Origin of the sequence: Chryseobacterium taeanense (assembly GCF_900099685.1) — a bacterium.
Classification (GTDB): domain Bacteria; phylum Bacteroidota; class Bacteroidia; order Flavobacteriales; family Weeksellaceae; genus Chryseobacterium; species Chryseobacterium taeanense.
The window spans coordinates 205,133-223,328 of record NZ_FNDW01000001.1; the positions used below are offsets into that span (position 1 = coordinate 205,133).

Genomic DNA, 18,196 nt, shown 5'->3' on the forward strand with positions numbered 1-18,196 from the left:
ATTAAAGTAATTTTGCAACGTTATTTTATTTCAGTGAGATATTTTATTGAATTTTCGTACAACGGCAAAAATTATTTCGGTTACCAGATCCAGCCGAATGCAGTTTCCGTGCAGGAAGAAATGGAGAAAGCGCTTTCCACAATTTTAAGGGAAGACATAAAAACTACCGGTGCTGGAAGAACGGATACCGGCGTGCACGCGAAGAAAATCTTTGCTCATTTTGATACGGAAAAAGTATTGGGTCAGGATCTTCCCAGAAAATTAAACAGCTTTTTACCTCCTGATATTTCTGTTAAAAGAATATTTCAGGTCAAAGATGACTTCCATGCCCGTTTCGGTGCCACTTACAGAACGTATGAATATTATATTTCTCTGGATAAAAATCCTTTTACACAAGATTCTGCCTGGCAGCACTGGAGAAGACCTTTGGATATCAATACAATGAACGAAGCCTGCAAAATCCTTTTTGAATATGAAGATTTTACCAGCTTTGCCAAACTTCATACCGACAACAAAACCAATCTCTGCAAAATTTACAAAGCAGAGTGGGAGCAGGAAGGCAGCGAATTGAAATTTACCGTTTCGGCCAACCGTTTCCTGAGAAATATGGTGCGTGCTATCGTCGGAACCATGGTGGATATTGGTGCGGGAAAATTAAAACCTGAAGATCTCCGAACCGTCATTGAAAATAAAAACAGGAATTCTGCCGGAACGTCTGCACCAGCTCATGGGTTATATCTTGTAGATGTTGGATATGATTTTGATTGAAATTTTCCTAGGCTTCTGACATCAAGCTGCGTTTTTTAACCCAAAGTCTAAAAAGATTTTTTATCTGCTGACTGTTTTTAAGGTATACAAAGCCGTTTTACTTGTATAAGCTCGCAAAGTTTTTTGCCTGTGCTAAGATCTTTTGGGATCGCGAGATTATTTAGTCCTTAAGAAACGTTGTTTAATGATCCGCCTGCGTATTTTACTATTCTGTTGAGGTTTATTTAATGCTTCAGCGCGGTTATTAAGATCTTGCGTGGGGTTCTTTACGCCTTTCCGGAAGTAATTTTATTATCCGTAGGCGTTGTTTACTCATCCTGCAAGTTTTATGACCTATCTGGATACGTTGTATGATGCTTCGTCCATGTTATAGACTCTTCAGCATAGATGACAAACGTCTCCGTACCCGTATAAGACGTATAAATATTATTATAGAACTTATATTTATATATGTAAGATGTCTATCAATATATTTAATACGTATATTGATCTATGTGAAACGTATCTAGATGTATGTAAGATGTATATTAATTTATAAATATCGGTTTAAGACGTAATCACAATGAAATGATTGTATATTTAAAGTTTTCAAAAGAATAAAAATCGAAGATTTTTTAAGCCATTGTAATCTTTTTCATTTGTAATTATCAACTTTAAATAAAAGTTAAGCTCGTCTTTTGCAACTTTTGCGGTCATATAAAAGTTTAAACAGCCATAATATGCAAAATCATATATATCATAAATAAAAGCCATCTGAAATTTTCATGAGTATTTAATAAACTTATAAAGATTGTCAAATTTTAAAGTCTTATTTTTGCATAGAATTTTTTAATATCATTCTTTCTTCAATTCGTACAATGAAAAAACAAGATACCTGGGGAATTATCAAGAGGCTGTTCTTTATCGGAATGAAGTTTCGTTCATGGTTCATCCTTACGTTGATTATCTCCATCATTTTGGCAATGGTTTCTACTTACAGGCCTTATCTTACCATGGAAGTGGTGGATAATGACATCACAAAGCTTCAGGACAAAGCTTTAATGATGAAGCATATCTACATTTTGGTAGGGCTGGTATTTGCGGAAACTGTTCTGAATTTTTTTCTGGTCTATTTTTCCAATTATATTTCACAGAATGTAATCAGAGATATCAGGCAGAGACTTTATAACAAGCTTATTTATTTTAAAACATCATTTTTCGATAAAACGCCGATCGGACAGCTGGTAACCAGAGCCGTTGGGGATGTGGAAACTATAGCCACAGTTTATACGGATGGCTTCCTGATGGTTTTCGGGGATGTTCTGAGGATTGTTTTTGTATTGGTGATGATGTTCAGCACCAATGTACATCTGAGTTATATTACCCTTGCTATATTACCTTTAATGGTGGCTATTACCAGATTTTTCCAAAAAAGACTTAAAAAAGCTTTCGGAGATGAAAGAAACTGGACTTCCAACCAAAACTCTTTTGTTCAGGAAAGACTGGCAGGGATGTCGATCATTCAGGTATTCAACAGACAGGAATCGGAATTTAAAAAGTTTGATGAAATTAACATCACATTGAAAGGAGCACTGCTGAGAACGGTTTTTATCTTCTCGTTATTCTTTCCTGTGGTGGAATTAATCTCTTCATTGTTCATCGGATTTATACTTTTCTACGGTGGATATATCACGATCAGTGCCGGTGTTGTGATTGCATTTATTCAGTATATCTCCATGCTGATCCGTCCTTTGAGGCAGATCGCGGATCGATTTAACAATATTCAGAGAGGTATTGTGGGTGCCGAAAGGGTATTGGGATTGATGGATGAAGAAAATTCAATGGCGAATACCGGAACAGTACAGAAAGATCATTTTGACGGAAAGATTGAATTCAGAAATGTACATTTTGCGTACGACGAAAAGCAGGAGGTATTAAAAGGGATCGACTTTAAAGTAAATCCGGGCGAAACCGTAGCGATTGTAGGAGCTACCGGTGCCGGAAAATCAACCATTATCAGCCTGATCACAAGATTATACGATATCAATTCCGGGAATATCCTCATAGATGATGTTGATCTGAAAGATTATGAGCTGTATTGTCTGAGAAGTCATATTGGTGTTGTTCTGCAGGATGTTTTCCTTTTCCACGGAAGTATTTTTGAGAATCTTTCATTTGGTGACGATACTATTACTCTTGAACAGATCAAAGCCGGTGCGAAGGAAATTGAGGTGGATGAATTTATTGAAAGCCTTCCGGGAGGATACGATTATGTCGTGAGCGAAAGAGGTTCTTCGATTTCTCTTGGTCAGAGACAGCTTTTGTCGTTCCTAAGAGCTTATCTTTCCGATCCTAAAATTTTGATTCTGGATGAAGCAACGTCGTCGATAGACCACGAAAGTGAGAAACTGATCCAAAGAGCTACGGAAAAGATTACAAAGAACAGAACATCCATTATCATTGCTCACAGACTTTCCACGATTGAAAAAGCAGATAAGATCATCGTCATGGAACATGGTAAAATTGTAGAAGAAGGCAAACATCTGGAGTTGCTTGATAAAAACGGATATTATGCCACTTTATACAAGGCTCAGCTGAGACATGAGGTTGAACTTGAAGAAGAGAAAACTGAAAAATAGTTCACAAAAAATATATAAAAAGAGGTTAAAATCAATAAGGTTTTAACCTCTTTTTTATAGCAACCTTAGGACTTTCGCCGCTTGTTACAGAAACCTTTTACTGATGATAAATAGACTTAAAAACTCTTGCTTTTATCAGGGTTTAAAAACTTTGTTTAATTTTTTGGGTAAATCACGAAATTATTGAATTGGTATAAATATTGCTAAAATGATTTTTATATTAATGAAGTATTGAATAAATGTTAAGTAAATATGGTATTTGTATTGAAAAATTCATTATCTTTATGCTAAAATTAAGCAAGACCCCCGAATTTTGGTAGGGTGTTTGATATAAAAGTGTAGTTTTAATTAAAATCCAAAAATATAGATGAAAAATATCCAAGACGAATTTCAGGTTTTTAAAGATGAATTGAGAAAGTTGAATATCGAAGTTCAGAAAGTGGTGAAAGTGGGGAACGGTAGTATGGATTTCCACGAGGTATTTTACAAATCACCAAGATACGAAGATATAAAAAGTGTATATGTTCAGAGGCATAATCTGGATAATATTCTGGAAAAATTCAAGCAAGCTTATCATTAAATAAAAGGCGCGGCTCAGATTTTCTGAGCCGCGCCTTTTTTACGATATAATAGCCTACTATCATTATTACTAAAATCTGTATCCCAGAGACAACCCCGTTCTGAAACCGATCCAGGGACCGTCTATGATTACTCTTGCTCCGTTTGTATTCGTTTCCACCGTATAATTTACATAAGGAATATCAAGGTTTTCAATTTCTTTCTTCAATTCGGCCTGCATATCAGGAGTAAGCGGAATATCGCTTGTCATTGTAAAATCTCCTTTCCCCGAGCCGTAATGTGCTCCGGCAATCCATAAATCGAGTATCAGATTGCGACTGGTGGTCAGGAAAAACTGTGCACCTATCATGACTCCGCCGCTGTTTCCATGAGCGCTCCCGAATCCTTTCAAAGGAATCTGATATGTTGTTCCGCTAAAGGTATAGTCATAATAAAAATCGAATGTATTGGAAGTTACTTTTGAATAGCGATAATAAGGTGCAATATAAAATCCTTTTCCATATCCAGCACCAACATAGAAACGTGGCTCTATAGTAAAGTTAAAGGATTTTGCTTCCAGATTCTGAAATCTTTTTTCATCATTATCACTTAAAAAAGAATTGATAAACGGAATTTTTCCTTCTGGCATAACGCCGAACCCCATATTTAATGAAAACCAACGGGTAAATGCTCTTTCATAAGAAAGGTTAATGTTTCTGAAGGCATAAGCCGTCACATTTGTTTTAACGATATTCATTTTTTCGGAAGGCGAGCCAGAAGCTTCCTGCGCTTTTATTGCCGAAAGCATAAAGCAGGGAATGATGAGTAGTAATTTTTTCATGATTTTACTATTTTGTGATTTGAATTATTTTGAAAATAGCAAAAAGCGGGCAAAAAAATTAATGTAAATACACTTTTGGGTTAAAATAAGTTTCTATTTGCTAACGAACCAATTTTCCAAGTGTATTAAAAGAGATTTTACTGCTGATTTGATGCAATTTTCTCCCTTGTATTTTTCGCTAAATTTTTAGGCTTAAAAATTATAATCGTTACTATTCCCCAGATGGTAATAAGAAATCCCATATAGTTTACAATATTTTTGTTTGCAAAGTCTGCCGTAAAAGCAATATCAATGGTTGAGTGAAAAACGGCACACACCAAGATGCTTGCCCGCGAAGAGTTATACAACCACGTCAGTAATATGCTTCCTGTAAGAAGGCTGAAAAACCATCCGAAAATACCTGAAATATCCATTGCAGTGTAACCGGGTCTGTATAAAAAAAGCGGCCAATGCCAGAAAGCCCAGAATACAGTCAGAATAATACTTGATGTCAAAGCATTGAATTTCTCTTGAAATCTCGGCAGTGCAAAACCGCGCCAGCCGACTTCTTCCCCAAAGCCAAAAAATATTACATTATAGATGAAGAAAGTCAGCAGGTTGAATTGAGGAAATTCTTTACTGGTAAAAACTCCGGCTAAGTCTATTGGGGAGCCATCAATAAAATAATTGATGCAAGCCGCTATGAAAGCCAGCAGGAAAGGACTGAAGAGCGCAATGAGTAAATACATGAAAGGTCTTACTTTCAGGCAGCTTTTAATTAATCGGTTGATTCCTTCTTTTTTCTGGTAGATCCATGTCGTGATAAATGAAGCGAGTAAAGGTCCAAGTCCGCCGATGGCATGATGATAAGGGAGAACCGGTAAATTGTTCAGACCAAAGGATTGTCCGTACAAGGGAAGCCAGATGAGCCAACTGATGAAATATGCAAAGCTGAAATAGGTTATTAGTTGTTTCATTGTGTATTTTTTTATTGATATAGTTGCTTAAATGTTTTGATGATTTAGTCAAATTTAAATTAAAGATTGCCCATTCAAATCTGTGGTAAGCACTTCGCTCATGTAATCAAAGAAAGGGCGCATGGCCAATAAAGTGAGCACTGCTTCTTTATGGAAACCGTCCGATAAAACTTCCTTGTCAGTAAATGGTCTCATGACGACATACTGTTTTTTCCTGATGAGGTCAATGGCGGGATGACTTTTATCGAAACCTCTCGGCGCTGTTTTCACGGCATCGCCTTTTATTTCTTTAAAGTACTTTACAAAGGTATTGTCTGAAGTAATCTTATCAATTTCCGCAGTACTGATCTCAAATTCTTTGCGGATGCGGAGCAGATCTTTGGCATCCGGTCCCCAGAATCCGCCGCCTACGAAGCTGTTGCCGGGTTCAATGTGAATATAATAACCTCCTCTCAGCATCGGTTTTAAGCGGGAATACCCGACTCCGAAATTGGTTTTGTATGGCGTTTTGTCCTTTGAAAACCGGACATCTTTGTAAATCCTGAAAATATGAATTCCTGATACCTGGTCATGTTGCTGAAGTTCAGCATAAATCTGATCGAAAAGCGCTTTGTTTTCTTTTACCACTGCATCGTATTCTGCTTTGTGGGCGACAAACCATTCGCGGTTGTTGTTTTTCTCCAGACGTTTAAGAAATTCAAAGGCTTTTTTCATGGTAATGATTTTCGCAAAATTATCGTATTATTAATGCTGATTAGTATTGAAAGGCATGAGTAAGGGACTCACGCCAGCGGAGATAAATGTACAAAACTTACCAGAAATACAAAAGCTGAAGTGTAAACTTCAGCCCTGCTTTTCAAATGTTATTAACGATATCAAATGATTTATACTATTTTCAAATATTGAATTAATTCGCCTTCAAATTCAAAATAATACGTCATCACAATAGGACTTCCGGGAAATTTCCCTGAAACTTCTGCTTTCAGAGTATGTTCTGCTTCTGAATAATCTAACGGTTTCATCGTTGCCTGATATTCTTTATTGGCTTTATCGATCCAGTTTTTTATTTCGGGTCTTCCGTTGTGTGTTTTTCCTTCGTCAAACACTACAGCTGTTTCTGTAAAACAATTGGCGTACGATGTGCTGTCGAAGTTGTTCTGTGCCTTTACTAATTCGGTTACTATGTTTGGTAAATTCATTGTATGTGATTTTAGATGGTTAAATAGTTGGGACGGTTCCGCCGTCAATTATAAAATTTGTTCCTGTTAAATAATTGGCTCTCGGCGAAACAAGAAACCCAACGAATTCCGCTACTTCTTCCGGTTCGGCGGGTCTGCCGTAAGGGATTCCGCCCAATGCATCCATGACACTCTGCTGAGCTTCTTCTACGGTACTGTTTGCATTTCTCGCGATCTCGCCCAGCCAGGCTACCGATGCCGCTGTATTAATCCATCCTGGTGAAACTGTTAGCACACGAATACCTTTTGGCGTAACCTCATTGGATAAACTTTTACTGTAATTAATTAATCCTGCTTTGGCAGCGGCATAAGGTAGGGTAGAATCATAGAGCGGCAGTTTGCCCTGAATAGAAGCGATGTGAATAATAACACCGCTTTTCTGCTCAATCATTTGTGGTAAAAATCCTCTGTCTAACCGAACAGGAGCAAGGAGATTTGCCTGGAGTGTTGATTCCCAGTTTTCATCCGTTAATGCGGCAAAACCTCCGGCAGGTGTTTCTGAAGATCCGAGATTGTTTACCAAAATATCCAGCTTTCCGTAGGTCGACAGTACTTCATCGATTACTTTTTGTGAGCCTTCTGGCTTGCTTAAATCCGCTGCAATAAAATTCAGGCTGCTATTTTCTGTTGCCGGGGCATTTCTTGCAGTAATAATGACCGTTGCGCCCGCTTGCAAAAGCCTTTCTGCGATGGCTCTTCCTGCTCCTTTTGTTCCTCCGGTTACCAGGGCGATTTTGCCTGATAGTTCATTGTTGAAATTAAATTGTTGTTCCATTTTGTCTGTTTTGTTTAGGCAAAGTTGGGACTTATGTACGCGCCTCACAAGTACGGAATTACGATTCGGATAGGGAACAATTTTTCCCCTATTGCACAATTTGGAACATAGGTCTACATTTGCTTTATGTATGAAAGAAAAATTTTGCCGAACCTGAATTGCGGTTTGGATCTGATTGGCGAAGTGCTGTACGGCAAATGGAAAATCCGTTTGCTATGGTTTATTAATCAGGGGCATCAGCGGCCCAGCGAACTGCAGCGAAAGATCCCGGATGCCACGAGACGGGTACTGAATATTCAACTGAAGGAACTGGAAGATCATGAATTAATTACTAAAAAAATCTATCCGGTCGTTCCGCCAAAAGTGGAGTACAGCTTAACGGATTTCGGACAAACCTTAATTCCCGTCATTGCGGCGTTGGGAAATTGGGGTGATACCCATGAAGAACATTTGCGGACAGTTATTTTGAAGCGTCTGAATGGTGAAAATTAGTAGTTGTAATGAAATAGAATACAAGCGGATCTGTTGGTAGACACGGGCGAGACGTTCGTGCCCGAGGGAGCAGCAAACATTCACGGGTGTTGTTTTTCTCCAGCTGCGTAAGGAATTCAAAGGCCTTTTTCATCCTGACGATTTTTAGCTAATTTAAATGATTTACTCGGTAAAGTCTCCTGAAACAATGGATTCTTCCATTAAGCTTACGATCTCGGAAACGGGAATCGAAAATACGCCGGCATTTCCTTTATCAAATTCTTTCTTCCAGTAATAATATCCATCCAGTTCGGTGGAGTCAGGCGTTTTGCGGCTGTCATGTTTAATGCTGATTACACTTTTGTCCAATGCATCTTCAGTAATCGGAACATGGCTTATTTTATCTGCAATCCCTTCCGGATGATGAGGATTTTTCATCTTTAATCCTTTCATCGAAATATGGATCACTTTTCCGCCGGTCGGATATTCTTCAATTTTTAAAATTTTAAGGCTTGAGTTTTCTTCTCCCTGTCTGGTTTTATATTTCCACTCCTGACCTACGCTGTATTTCATATCGTCTTTTTTTGTGCAACCAAGGAAAAATAAAAGGATTGTAGCTACTAAAGCGTGAGATTTAATCATGGGTTGCTGGTTTTATAGTATTAATAAATTGTGCAATAGCTGTGAATCTATGCGAGCGGATTATCATTATTTTGAATGTAGGATAATGGCAAGCAGGAATAGGACGAAAACAATGAATAGTTTAATTGCCCGATGTAATAGTTACTACTTTCCTGAAAAAAAGCTTCGTATAAGTCTGTTTTTTCCATTAATGATTATTGTTTTTTTTTATTTAAATTGGTCGTTGATTCCCCTTCCAAATTCTTCGCAAGATAAGATTTTTACCTGACGAAATAGTTGGATTTAAACATTGTTCCAATATAAATATTTATGTCACTGTGTTTTGCTTTTAAAATTTCTCCGGTGGTTACAAACACTATTGTTTTAAACCACCGGAGGACTACGGAGGTCTCGCGCAACTTGCGGGAAACAAAATGCAATCTCCGGAAGTTACAAACAGGTGTGTTTGTAATAAAATGCAATGTACGGTGGTTACAAACACTATTGTTTTAAACCACCGGAGTACTGCGGAAGTCTTGCGCAACCTGCGGGAAACCAAATGCAGTTTTTGCGTTGTGCTATTTGGCAACAGTAATCGTTAGCTTGTTTTTCTTTTGTTGGATGTGTACGGTTTTGCCTTTTCCGAAGCCCAGCGCATCAAGCCATTTTCCCTGAAGGCGGATTTCCGGGACGGTGATCATCCGGTGATTGCTTTTCTGGTATCTGGTGTGAATTTTAATTTTTCTTGCGTTCATCATGGTGCTGTTTTTTTAGTTTTTGTCGGCTGTAGAGGAGGAAGTCTTGATTACTCCTGAACTTCCTGCCTGTACAAGCCAAGGTAATATGATAGATTGTGTTTTTTATCTAGGTTTAATTTATTAGCAAAGATAAAATAATTTTCCGGTTTGTCAACTTTTTGTATGACAAATTTGTCGTCGAATTGGCTGACATTTGGATCATGACCAGAGATCAGTTAAAAAAAGAATTTGGTAAACGAATTATCATGCTTCGTGAGCAGAAGGGCTGGAGCCAGTCTGATTTCGCACGTGCGTGCAATAAAGACCGACAAGCAATTGAAAAGCTTGAAAACGGAAAAGTAAATCCTACACTTTATACTTTGCTGGAATTAGCGAATGCTTTGGAAATTTCTTTGGGAGAGTTGGTGGATTTGAAGTGATGTATTATTCTACTGATTGCAAATCTCCGACATCGAGAATGTAGTATTTTGTACTTGATTGACTCTTCGGACCGGTTGAACGTCTCTTCGAAACACTTGAATGCCTTAACGAAATACTTTAGCTCTTCAACGTAATGCTTAATTATCTTCATAAAGCTCTCGGTATCTTCAACGAAGAAGTTGGAAGTCACGATGAATTAATTGAAGGTTTTATCGAAATGGTTTTTCGTGATTTTTTGTGTTTATGATGTTTAGAAAAATACTCTTGTAGCTGTAAAGTTACGAAATGCAAAACCGCGACATCGGGGGAATTTTTAGTGTTGTTTTTTTATTATAACTCGGTTAAATTTAATATATTTGTGTATTGGGAAACCTGAAGATCTGGGAACCCTAGCAGAGTTCTTTGAAGTTTGGCATTTAAAAGAGGTTTTAGTTGTTATTATCAGTCACTTAATTATTCACTTTAAAAAAATAAATTTTATGGAAATAGTAAAAACTGTAATTGTTCATCTACTAATTGGAATTATTCTAACTTTTTTAAGCATTAATTTTATGCAAATTGGCGGGGCTGTTGGCATTGCAGGCGGGTTACCAACTAACTAAAGATTTATGTTAAATTTTAAATATTATATGCTAGTGTGCTGGTTCGATGCCAGTGCCCCGCCACATTTTAGCCATTCATAAACGGAATGGCTATTTTAGTTATGAAATTCTAGATATTCTTAGTTTGTTTGTTTAGCATATCAGTTAATAAAAAACTGCTCAGAAAAATCTCAAAGGTTTTAATTTATATTGTCTCAGCAGTATGCTGTTACATTATTTCTGGCATTCCTCCACCTATTAGCATAGTTGGTTCCAGCGCTTTAAATTCAATGATAAGATATTTATACTTATTTTTTTCTGTAAGGATTATAAAACGAAATGAACAAAATAAATAAAAATACTACGTAAGCTCCATTACCATCAGGAATTGCAACAATTGAAATCATTGTAATACTGAATGCAATGATATATGTAAAACAACCTAAAATACTTTTGTTATTATATTCTCTAGCGCTTTTTCTCCTCCATTCTTCTAATTGCTCATCTTGTTTGTTTAGTGGCTTTTTTTGATAAGAGTATTCTTTTTTGCTGATCTTTTCGTTTGAGTTTCGACTTACTAAGTACAAAAATAATAGCAAACCAATTCCAAGAATTAAAAGGAATATAAAACTGAAATTATAATTGCTATGATGATGAAAATGATATTTTCCTGTTTTAACATCATAATGTCCTCCTTTTGAATCAGTTCTTCCACTATGAGCAAAAATCATAATATAATTTAAAAATAGTAGAAGTGATAAAACTCTAAAATTCACAGATCATTCAAGGTATTAGTTTGGACATTCACGGTAATATAAATAAGGACTAATATAAAAATATTCTTGATACGAATTATCATACTCATTTATAAAATATTCTTTCAATAATAAAAAACCGCTCTGAAAATCAGAACGGTTAATATATTAAATTGTCTCGGTCGCTGACCGTTACATCATTCCTGGCATTCCTCCGCCCATTGGCATAGCTGGTTCGTCTTTTTTCACTTCAGTGATTACACATTCTGTTGTTAAAAGCATTCCTGAAACAGAAGCTGCATTTTCAAGAGCAACTCTTGTTACTTTCGTAGGGTCGATGATTCCTGCTTCAAGCATATTTACATACTCGTCTGTTTTCGCATTGTATCCGAAATCTCCGCTTCCTTCCGCTACTTTAGCAACGATTACAGAACCTTCACCGCCTGCGTTGGCAACGATTTGTCTCAATGGTTCTTCAATCGCTCTTTTTACGATTTTGATCCCGGTGCTTTCGTCAGAGTTAATTCCTGTAAGGTTTTCTAAAGCAGCAATCGCTCTTACCAAAGCAACACCACCACCCGCTACGATACCTTCTTCTACAGCCGCTCTTGTTGCGTGAAGGGCATCATCTACACGGTCTTTTTTCTCTTTCATTTCCACTTCAGAAGCAGCACCAACGTAAAGAACGGCAACACCACCGGCTAACTTAGCCAATCTTTCCTGAAGTTTTTCTCTGTCGTAGTCGGAAGTAGTCGTTTCCATCTGCGCTTTGATCTGGTTTACTCTTCCTTTGATCTTGCTGTCTTCACCACCACCGTTTACGATCGTTGTGTTGTCTTTATCGATAGAAACTTTTTCAGCAGTTCCCAACATATCCAAAGAGATATTTTCCATGGTGAAACCTTGCTCTTCAGAAATTACCTGACCACCTGTAAGGATCGCGATATCTTCCAACATTGCTTTTCTTCTGTCTCCGAATCCAGGTGCTTTAACGGCAGCAATTTTAAGAGAACCTCTTAATTTGTTTACTACCAAAGTAGCTAAAGCTTCACCTTCTACTTCTTCAGAGATGATTAATAGAGATTTACCTCCCTGAGCGATCGGCTCAAGAACAGGAAGTAATTCTTTCATTGAAGAGATTTTTTTCTCAACTAAAAGGATGTATGGATTCTCCAATTCAGCAAGCATTTTCTCAGGATTTGTCACGAAATATGGTGATTGGTAACCTCTGTCAAACTGCATTCCTTCTACAACGTCTACGGTTGTATCAATCCCTTTTGCTTCTTCTACCGTGATTACTCCTTCTTTACCTACTTTTCCGAAAGCTTCAGCGATCAAAGCACCGATTGTTTCGTCGTTGTTAGCAGATACGGAAGCAACCTGCTTCACCATTTCTGTAGAATCACCCACGGTTTTTGACTGAGATTTTAAGTTTTCAACAACAGCCGTTACTGCTTTGTCGATTCCTCTTTTCAAATCCATCGGGTTTGCGCCTGCAGCTACGTTCTTAAGACCTTCTCTTACGATAGCCTGTGCCAAAACAGTAGCGGTAGTTGTACCGTCTCCTGCGATATCATTGGTTTTGGAAGCTACTTCTTTTACCATTTGCGCTCCCATGTTTTCTACTCTGTCTTCAAGTTCGATTTCTTTTGCTACAGAAACCCCATCCTTCGTTACGTGAGGCGCACCGAAAGATTTTTCGATTACTACGTTTCTTCCTTTTGGACCTAACGTTACTTTTACTGCATTAGCCAATGCATCAACACCTCTTTTTAAAGCGTCTCTTGATTCAATATCGAATTTTATTTCTTTTGCCATAATATTAAAGCTTTAAGCTTAAGGCAGTAAGCAGTAAGCTTTTGCCTTGAAGCTGTTAATTATTATTTAATAATTTTTTTCTAAGTTGTATAAGTTTTTGTCTAATTAAATTCAGTTGAGGATTAAGGCTTGATAACTTGTCTTCGGAAGTGAAACCCAAATCGCAAGAAAGGAAAAGTAAATATTCAGTTTCGTTTGTTGACCCAATACTTATTTCTAAAAATCTTGCAAATTCTTTGTCTGTAGATCTTCCGCAGCCTTCTGCAATATTCGTCGCAATGGAGACTGATGCTCTTCTTATTTGCGATGTTAAGCCAAAAAGTTCTGATTTTGGAAAGCTTTCAGAAATAAGATAAATTTCTTTTACCAACTCATGGACAATTTCCAGGTATCATATTTTTTGTAGTCTCTCATTGCCTATTGCTTATAGCCTAATGCCTACTGCTTTTTTAGCCAATAATTCCTAAAAGATCTCCTTCTTTTACAATTAAATAATCTTTTCCTTCCAATTTCAATTCAGAACCTGAATATTTTCCATAAAGAACTTTGTCACCTACCTGAACAGTTGTAGGCTCATCTTTTTTTCCCGGGCCAACTGCCACTACCGTACCTTCCTGTGGCTTTTCTTTAGCGGTGTCCGGAATAATAATACCTGAAGCTGTTTTAGTTTCTGCAGCGATCGGCTCGATCAAAACTCTGTCTGCTAATGGTTTAAAGTTTACTGACATAATATATTTAATTTTTTAATTATTTCTGTCTTGGAAGTCTCTAATTGTATGCCAACCGAGGCAAAAGAAAATTTTGGCAGACTTATTTTTCAGGGAGTGGAAAATTTGGCAGAAAAAAAGTCACCCCATTTTTGAGGTGACTTGTGTATGCTAATTACTTGCATGATTCTTTATAATCGTCGATCAGTTTTTTATATATATTCGTGAATAGTTCTGTTCGGTATTTCATATTGATTCTTGATGCTTCGGCTCCTTTTTTTCCTTTCAGTAAAGCTTTTCGTTCCGCGTCCATTGCTTTTTTGTTTTCCCTAAACGTTTTATTGGAAAAGTAATCATTCTGCTTGGCTTCATCTACTTTTTTCAAGAATTCCGGGCAATCGGCACCTACAATTTCGTAGGCTGTATAAAACTTTTTATACAGTGTTTTAAGATTGAATAAGTCTAATGGACTTAATGAAGGATAATCTACCGGGGCAATGGCAACTGAGTCTTCGGATTTACTCAGATATATCATGACATAGGTAAGTTGGCAGTTGTCTTCATTACCATTAGATCCTGCCGAGAAATTGTTGCCAAAGTCTGCCTTACACAGCATGCTTCTGTAACCATAAAGGTTAATGGGACCTTTTTCCATTAAGGGAAGCATTAAAACTTTTCCTTCTGATTCCAGCTCCTGATTTTTATTGATTTCTTTTACCAGACGTTTGTCGAGCTGAAACTGCTCCTGGGTTTCTTCGTTGGTATAAATAAGACTTTTGATATCGGAGACCGGAATCAATTGTATTTCTGTATCAGTTTTTGAGGATTTGAATTTTACATCTTTTCTGTCCAGGTTGGCATATTTCGGACCTTTTCCCATGATGCTGAAAGTGGCAACATCAGGAAGCATGAAGTCCTGGGCAAATCCTTTTTTAGTGCTGCCATCTTCCATTAAAATTTCAATAGGTATAAAATCTCTTTTTCCAGTATAAAATTGTAAAGACTGCGCAATTATATTTTGCATTGTAAATATGAACACTAAAAATGTAATGAGTTTTTTCATGGATTTTGAAAGTTTTTAATCTGCGGCAAATCTAAAAAAAAAGTATCCAGAAACTGAATACTTTTTAAGAATATATTGTTTTATTTTACGGATTCCATGACCATTTTTCTTCCGCCTGCATCAATTTCCTGTTTTAAAACTTCCCTTGTCGATTTATCAATAAAATAAGTACTGATTGTTTTCCTGTCCTGAATATCATCCGTTGTTTTTACGATCCAGACTTTTTTGCCGTTCAATTCTCCGCTGTTTATGTCTTCAATATAAGCTTTTATAACTCCTTTTTTGGCTGTGGGATTATAATCAAAAATCGGAATGTCAGCAGAATAATGTTCTTTTAAAGGTAAAAATCTTATGAGTGCCGGATAAGAATTACTGTCGAAATATTGTGTGGAAATTTTTTCATCAACCAGATCTTTCTTCTGAGATTTTTTATCAAGATAATAGCCGGTTGCTTTATTTTTTTCGAAATTTAAAACCATATCTCTCATCAAATTATAAGAGGAATGATAGATAGGTTGGAAATCTGAAACTCTGACTACTGTAGAATCTACCCAGGGTTTTCCCGGAGCCTGATTCATTTTTACGGTTGTTTTAATCAGAAGTTTTGTTTTGTCTACCTTTTTAATTTCGGTGGTGATTTTGCCGATTTCTATTTTTTGATCTCCATTCTCGGCGTACCAGACCGCGTCGGAGATTTCATTTTTAATGAATTTGGATTCAGGTTTTACATTATTTGGGTTTAATGTTTTTTGAGCAAAAAAATTGGCACTGCTCATTACCAAAAGTATCAGAAATGTTTTCATGATTTTTTAATAATAAGTAGTGCCTTGTAAATAAAAGTTACATTACTTTTTTGTTACTTTTTTCCGGCAGCCTGCATAGGATTTATTTTTCCGTTGGACGCACCTCTCGTTTTTCCGCCTTCTTTTTGTTTGAATAATTCAAATTTTGAAACCTGGGACGTTCCGCCGTCATTACTCCAGAAATTGTTTGAAGTGTCAATATCGGCGGTTTCTCTCATCGGATCCAGCTGGATGGATTTTAACTTCTTATCGAAATAATAGGTTTTTGAAACTTTCTGCTCGTTCATTCTCCAGATTTGTGCTGAAGATTTGTCTGTCAGTTTTGTACCGTCTTCAAATGTGAATTCAAGAATGATAGGCATGACCAGGCCACCTTTATTTACGAAATCAATCTGATATGCTGTAAGATTTTTAAACTTATCTTTTTCTTTTTGCGTTAAAGGCTCGGTTCCTTCAAATTTGGAAGTGTATTCTTTATTATTGTCAACTTTTTCCTGACCTCTGTCGTATCTGTAGTAAAAATCCTGAGCTTCTTTATCCTTATCTACGTAGAACGTGATGCTTTTATCTTCTCTGTTTCTGAGTTTTGAAATGTCTTCAAATTCATTCAATGCCGGTTTGTCGACCTTATATTTGATTTCTTTTGTTTCTCTCGGCGGCGTATTGAGATCAGGAGTAGCAATCGTTACTTTGTCGATGGCAATATCTACAGGATCTGTTCCATAAAACCATCCTCTCCAGAACCAGTCTAGATCTTCACCGCTCGCATCTTCCATTGTTCTGAATAAGTCTGCTGGCTCAGGATGTTTGAAAGCCCATCTTTTAGCGTATGTTTTGAAAGCTTTATCGAAAAGTTCTCTTCCCATGATGGTTTCGCGAAGAATATTTAAACCTGTTGCCGGTTTTGAATAGGCATTTGGGCCAAACTGAACGATGTTTTCAGAGTTGGTCATGATCGGTTCCAGCTGATCTTTCGGGAGTTTCATGTAGTCAACAATCGTCCATGCAGGTCCTCTTTTGGAGGGGAATTTATTGTCCCATTTTTCTTCGGTAAGATATTCCACAAAAGTGTTTAGCCCTTCATCCATCCATGTCCACTGTCTTTCGTCGGAATTAATAATCATCGGGAAAAAGTTGTGTCCTACTTCATGGATTACTACGCCCAGCATTCCGTTTTTGATACCTTCTGAATAGGTTCCGTCTTTTTCAGTTCTCCCGTAATTGAAGCAGATCATTGGGTATTCCATTCCATTGGCCGCTTCTACCGACTGCGCCACCGGATACGGATAAGGAATCGTAAATTCTGAATACGTTTTTATTGTATGTGCAACAGCTTTGGTAGAATATTTTCGGTATAAGCCATAAGCTTCTTTAGGATAAAAGCTCATCGCCATTACTTTATTGTTGTTTTCAGGAATAAGAACACCCATTCCGTCCCAGACGAATTTTCTGGAAGATGTCCATGCAAAATCCCTTACATCATTGGCTTCAAAATTCCAGGTCTTTCTTTGTTTAGAATGGTTTTTCTCCGCTTTTTTCGCTTCATCCAACGTTACAATTTCTACAGGTTCAGTTGCTGTTTTAGATCTGTTATATCGTGCTAATTGCTCAGACGTTAAAACCTGATCGTAGTTTTTACATTCTCCCGTTCCGCCTACGATATGATCTGCAGGGACATTCATTGAAACTTTAAAGTTACCGAAAGCTAAAGCAAATTCTCCTCTTCCGGTAAACTGATGGTTCTGCCATCCGTGGAAATCACTGTACACGCACATTCTCGGATACCATTGGGTCATGGTGTAAAGATCGTTTTCGTCTTCTGCAAAGTTTTCGTAACCTCCGCGGCCGCCCATTTTGATTCTGTTAGGAATGTTATAATTCCAGTCTACTTTAAAAACCAGCTTTTCGCCTTTCTTTAATATTTTGGGTAAATCAATGCGCATCATCGTTTTGTTTACCGTGTATTTGAGAGGATTTCCTGAAGCGTCTGTTACTTTCTCGAGATTTACTCCATATCCGTTGTCTGGAACTGGTAAATTGGTAGGACGTAATTGCTGGTCGGTTGAAGCTTTTGGAAGAGTAGAAGAGTATGGGAAGTCTGCTTTTTTTACCGTTGATTGTTGGTTTTCATCCAATTGCAACCACATGTAATCAAGATCATCCGGAGAATTGTTGTAATAGGTTATTGTTTCAGAACCTTTCAAGTTTCTTTTATCTTCATCAAGATATGCGGTAATATCATAATCGGCTCTGTTTTGCCAATAGGCATGACCCGGCGCTCCTGAAGCCGTTCTGTAAATATTTGGTGTGGGAAGGATAGTCCCGAGTTGTTCAAATTTATTTCCGTGATTGCTCCCTGGATTATTCTGAATATTTTGTGCGGTGAAACCTACATAGGTAAATACAGAAAGAGAAAGTATGGCAACTTTTAGCTTCATAACCGAA

20 protein-coding genes are annotated in these 18,196 nt (G+C 37.2%); 6 read left to right on the forward strand and 14 right to left on the reverse strand.

Features of this window, described 5'->3' with window-relative positions; all coding sequences use genetic code 11:
* Positions 1-33 precede the first annotated feature (33 nt).
* The 3 genes from truA (at position 34) to BLR30_RS00975 (ending at position 3,966) form a co-directional block, all read left to right on the forward strand.
* Positions 34-768: a tRNA pseudouridine(38-40) synthase TruA gene (gene truA, locus BLR30_RS00965; protein WP_089853361.1), complete on the forward strand. Its 735-nt coding sequence runs from the start codon at positions 34-36 to the stop codon at positions 766-768.
* Positions 769-1,625: 857 nt separating this feature from the next.
* Positions 1,626-3,386, forward strand: coding sequence for an ABC transporter ATP-binding protein (locus BLR30_RS00970; protein ID WP_089853363.1), 1,761 nt, complete (start codon positions 1,626-1,628; stop codon positions 3,384-3,386).
* A 367-nt stretch (positions 3,387-3,753) separates the two neighbouring features.
* Positions 3,754-3,966, forward strand: a complete 213-nt coding sequence (locus BLR30_RS00975; RefSeq protein ID WP_089853365.1) for a hypothetical protein — start codon at positions 3,754-3,756, stop codon at positions 3,964-3,966.
* Positions 3,967-4,035: 69 nt separating this feature from the next.
* Here the strand turns inward: BLR30_RS00975 and BLR30_RS00980 are convergent, their stop codons facing one another.
* The 5 genes from BLR30_RS00980 to BLR30_RS01000 all read right to left on the reverse strand — a co-directional run bounded on the left by BLR30_RS00980 (position 4,036) and on the right by BLR30_RS01000 (position 7,754).
* A complete protein-coding gene (locus BLR30_RS00980; protein WP_089853369.1) occupies positions 4,036-4,785 on the reverse strand; it encodes a DUF3575 domain-containing protein in 750 nt (249 codons plus the stop codon).
* Between the two features lie 137 nt (positions 4,786-4,922).
* On the reverse strand, positions 4,923-5,741 hold the full coding sequence (locus BLR30_RS00985; RefSeq protein ID WP_175443570.1) for a CPBP family intramembrane glutamic endopeptidase: 819 nt from the start codon (positions 5,739-5,741) through the stop codon (positions 4,923-4,925).
* Between the two features lie 54 nt (positions 5,742-5,795).
* The gene (locus BLR30_RS00990) at positions 5,796-6,455 is read right to left on the reverse strand and encodes a DUF2461 domain-containing protein (protein ID WP_175443571.1); all 660 of its coding nucleotides are present in this window, start codon (positions 6,453-6,455) and stop codon (positions 5,796-5,798) included.
* Between the two features lie 170 nt (positions 6,456-6,625).
* The gene (locus BLR30_RS00995; RefSeq protein WP_089853380.1) at positions 6,626-6,940 is read right to left on the reverse strand and encodes a hypothetical protein; all 315 of its coding nucleotides are present in this window, start codon (positions 6,938-6,940) and stop codon (positions 6,626-6,628) included.
* A gap of 19 nt (positions 6,941-6,959) precedes the next feature.
* Positions 6,960-7,754 carry an SDR family oxidoreductase gene (locus BLR30_RS01000; RefSeq protein ID WP_089853383.1) on the reverse strand — a complete coding sequence of 265 codons (795 nt, stop codon included), beginning with the start codon at positions 7,752-7,754 and terminating at the stop codon, positions 6,960-6,962.
* A 144-nt stretch (positions 7,755-7,898) separates the two neighbouring features.
* On the opposite strand from BLR30_RS01000, the gene BLR30_RS01005 reads away from it, so the two are divergent.
* Positions 7,899-8,246: a winged helix-turn-helix transcriptional regulator gene (locus tag BLR30_RS01005; protein WP_228400672.1), complete on the forward strand. Its 348-nt coding sequence runs from the start codon at positions 7,899-7,901 to the stop codon at positions 8,244-8,246.
* Between the two features lie 162 nt (positions 8,247-8,408).
* On the opposite strand, the gene BLR30_RS01010 is transcribed toward BLR30_RS01005, so the two are convergent.
* Both BLR30_RS01010 and BLR30_RS01015 read right to left on the reverse strand, forming a co-directional pair.
* A complete protein-coding gene (locus tag BLR30_RS01010; protein ID WP_089853389.1) occupies positions 8,409-8,867 on the reverse strand; it encodes a hypothetical protein in 459 nt (152 codons plus the stop codon).
* A 557-nt stretch (positions 8,868-9,424) separates the two neighbouring features.
* Complete coding sequence (locus BLR30_RS01015) at positions 9,425-9,604, reverse strand: SymE family type I addiction module toxin (protein ID WP_042719990.1); 180 nt, start codon at positions 9,602-9,604, stop codon at positions 9,425-9,427.
* Between the two features lie 200 nt (positions 9,605-9,804).
* On the opposite strand from BLR30_RS01015, the gene BLR30_RS01020 reads away from it, so the two are divergent.
* Positions 9,805-10,023 (forward strand): helix-turn-helix domain-containing protein, encoded by a 219-nt coding sequence (locus tag BLR30_RS01020; protein WP_089853392.1) that lies wholly within the window; start codon positions 9,805-9,807, stop codon positions 10,021-10,023.
* 357 nt (positions 10,024-10,380) lie between these two features.
* Positions 10,381-10,626 carry a hypothetical protein gene (locus BLR30_RS01025; protein WP_089853394.1) on the forward strand — a complete coding sequence of 82 codons (246 nt, stop codon included), beginning with the start codon at positions 10,381-10,383 and terminating at the stop codon, positions 10,624-10,626.
* Positions 10,627-10,913: 287 nt separating this feature from the next.
* Here BLR30_RS01025 and BLR30_RS01030 read toward each other — a convergent pair whose 3' ends face one another.
* From BLR30_RS01030 to BLR30_RS01060, 7 genes are all read right to left on the reverse strand, one after another.
* A complete protein-coding gene (locus tag BLR30_RS01030) occupies positions 10,914-11,336 on the reverse strand; it encodes a YHYH domain-containing protein (protein WP_089853398.1) in 423 nt (140 codons plus the stop codon).
* A gap of 216 nt (positions 11,337-11,552) precedes the next feature.
* Positions 11,553-13,178, reverse strand: a complete 1,626-nt coding sequence (gene groL, locus BLR30_RS01035) for a chaperonin GroEL (protein ID WP_089853401.1) — start codon at positions 13,176-13,178, stop codon at positions 11,553-11,555.
* 55 nt (positions 13,179-13,233) lie between these two features.
* Positions 13,234-13,548, reverse strand: a complete 315-nt coding sequence (locus tag BLR30_RS01040; protein WP_228400673.1) for a four helix bundle protein — start codon at positions 13,546-13,548, stop codon at positions 13,234-13,236.
* Positions 13,549-13,627: 79 nt separating this feature from the next.
* Positions 13,628-13,906, reverse strand: coding sequence for a co-chaperone GroES (locus tag BLR30_RS01045; RefSeq protein ID WP_040997294.1), 279 nt, complete (start codon positions 13,904-13,906; stop codon positions 13,628-13,630).
* A gap of 154 nt (positions 13,907-14,060) precedes the next feature.
* Complete coding sequence (locus tag BLR30_RS01050) at positions 14,061-14,948, reverse strand: hypothetical protein (protein WP_089853403.1); 888 nt, start codon at positions 14,946-14,948, stop codon at positions 14,061-14,063.
* An 80-nt stretch (positions 14,949-15,028) separates the two neighbouring features.
* Positions 15,029-15,751, reverse strand: coding sequence for a DUF3108 domain-containing protein (locus BLR30_RS01055; protein ID WP_089853405.1), 723 nt, complete (start codon positions 15,749-15,751; stop codon positions 15,029-15,031).
* A gap of 53 nt (positions 15,752-15,804) precedes the next feature.
* Positions 15,805-18,189 (reverse strand): M1 family metallopeptidase, encoded by a 2,385-nt coding sequence (locus tag BLR30_RS01060; RefSeq protein WP_089853408.1) that lies wholly within the window; start codon positions 18,187-18,189, stop codon positions 15,805-15,807.
* Between the last annotated feature and the right edge of the window lie 7 nt (positions 18,190-18,196).

Excerpts from the sequence above, each read along its gene's own strand:
- BLR30_RS00970 (WP_089853363.1), top strand. The coding sequence starts at position 1,626 with ATGAAAAAACAAGATACCTGGGGAATTATCAAGAGGCTGTTCTTTATC.
- BLR30_RS00975 (WP_089853365.1), top strand. The coding sequence starts at position 3,754 with ATGAAAAATATCCAAGACGAATTTCAGGTTTTTAAAGATGAATTGAGA.
- BLR30_RS00980 (WP_089853369.1), bottom strand. The coding sequence starts at position 4,785 with ATGAAAAAATTACTACTCATCATTCCCTGCTTTATGCTTTCGGCAATA.
- BLR30_RS00985 (WP_175443570.1), bottom strand. The coding sequence starts at position 5,741 with ATGAAACAACTAATAACCTATTTCAGCTTTGCATATTTCATCAGTTGG.
- BLR30_RS00990 (WP_175443571.1), bottom strand. The coding sequence starts at position 6,455 with ATGAAAAAAGCCTTTGAATTTCTTAAACGTCTGGAGAAAAACAACAAC.
- BLR30_RS00995 (WP_089853380.1), bottom strand. The coding sequence starts at position 6,940 with ATGAATTTACCAAACATAGTAACCGAATTAGTAAAGGCACAGAACAAC.
- BLR30_RS01000 (WP_089853383.1), bottom strand. The coding sequence starts at position 7,754 with ATGGAACAACAATTTAATTTCAACAATGAACTATCAGGCAAAATCGCC.
- BLR30_RS01010 (WP_089853389.1), bottom strand. The coding sequence starts at position 8,867 with ATGATTAAATCTCACGCTTTAGTAGCTACAATCCTTTTATTTTTCCTT.
- BLR30_RS01015 (WP_042719990.1), bottom strand. The coding sequence starts at position 9,604 with ATGATGAACGCAAGAAAAATTAAAATTCACACCAGATACCAGAAAAGC.
- BLR30_RS01020 (WP_089853392.1), top strand. The coding sequence starts at position 9,805 with ATGACCAGAGATCAGTTAAAAAAAGAATTTGGTAAACGAATTATCATG.
- BLR30_RS01030 (WP_089853398.1), bottom strand. The coding sequence starts at position 11,336 with ATGATTTTTGCTCATAGTGGAAGAACTGATTCAAAAGGAGGACATTAT.
- groL (WP_089853401.1), bottom strand. The coding sequence starts at position 13,178 with ATGGCAAAAGAAATAAAATTCGATATTGAATCAAGAGACGCTTTAAAA.
- BLR30_RS01045 (WP_040997294.1), bottom strand. The coding sequence starts at position 13,906 with ATGTCAGTAAACTTTAAACCATTAGCAGACAGAGTTTTGATCGAGCCG.
- BLR30_RS01050 (WP_089853403.1), bottom strand. The coding sequence starts at position 14,948 with ATGAAAAAACTCATTACATTTTTAGTGTTCATATTTACAATGCAAAAT.
- BLR30_RS01055 (WP_089853405.1), bottom strand. The coding sequence starts at position 15,751 with ATGAAAACATTTCTGATACTTTTGGTAATGAGCAGTGCCAATTTTTTT.
- BLR30_RS01060 (WP_089853408.1), bottom strand. The coding sequence starts at position 18,189 with ATGAAGCTAAAAGTTGCCATACTTTCTCTTTCTGTATTTACCTATGTA.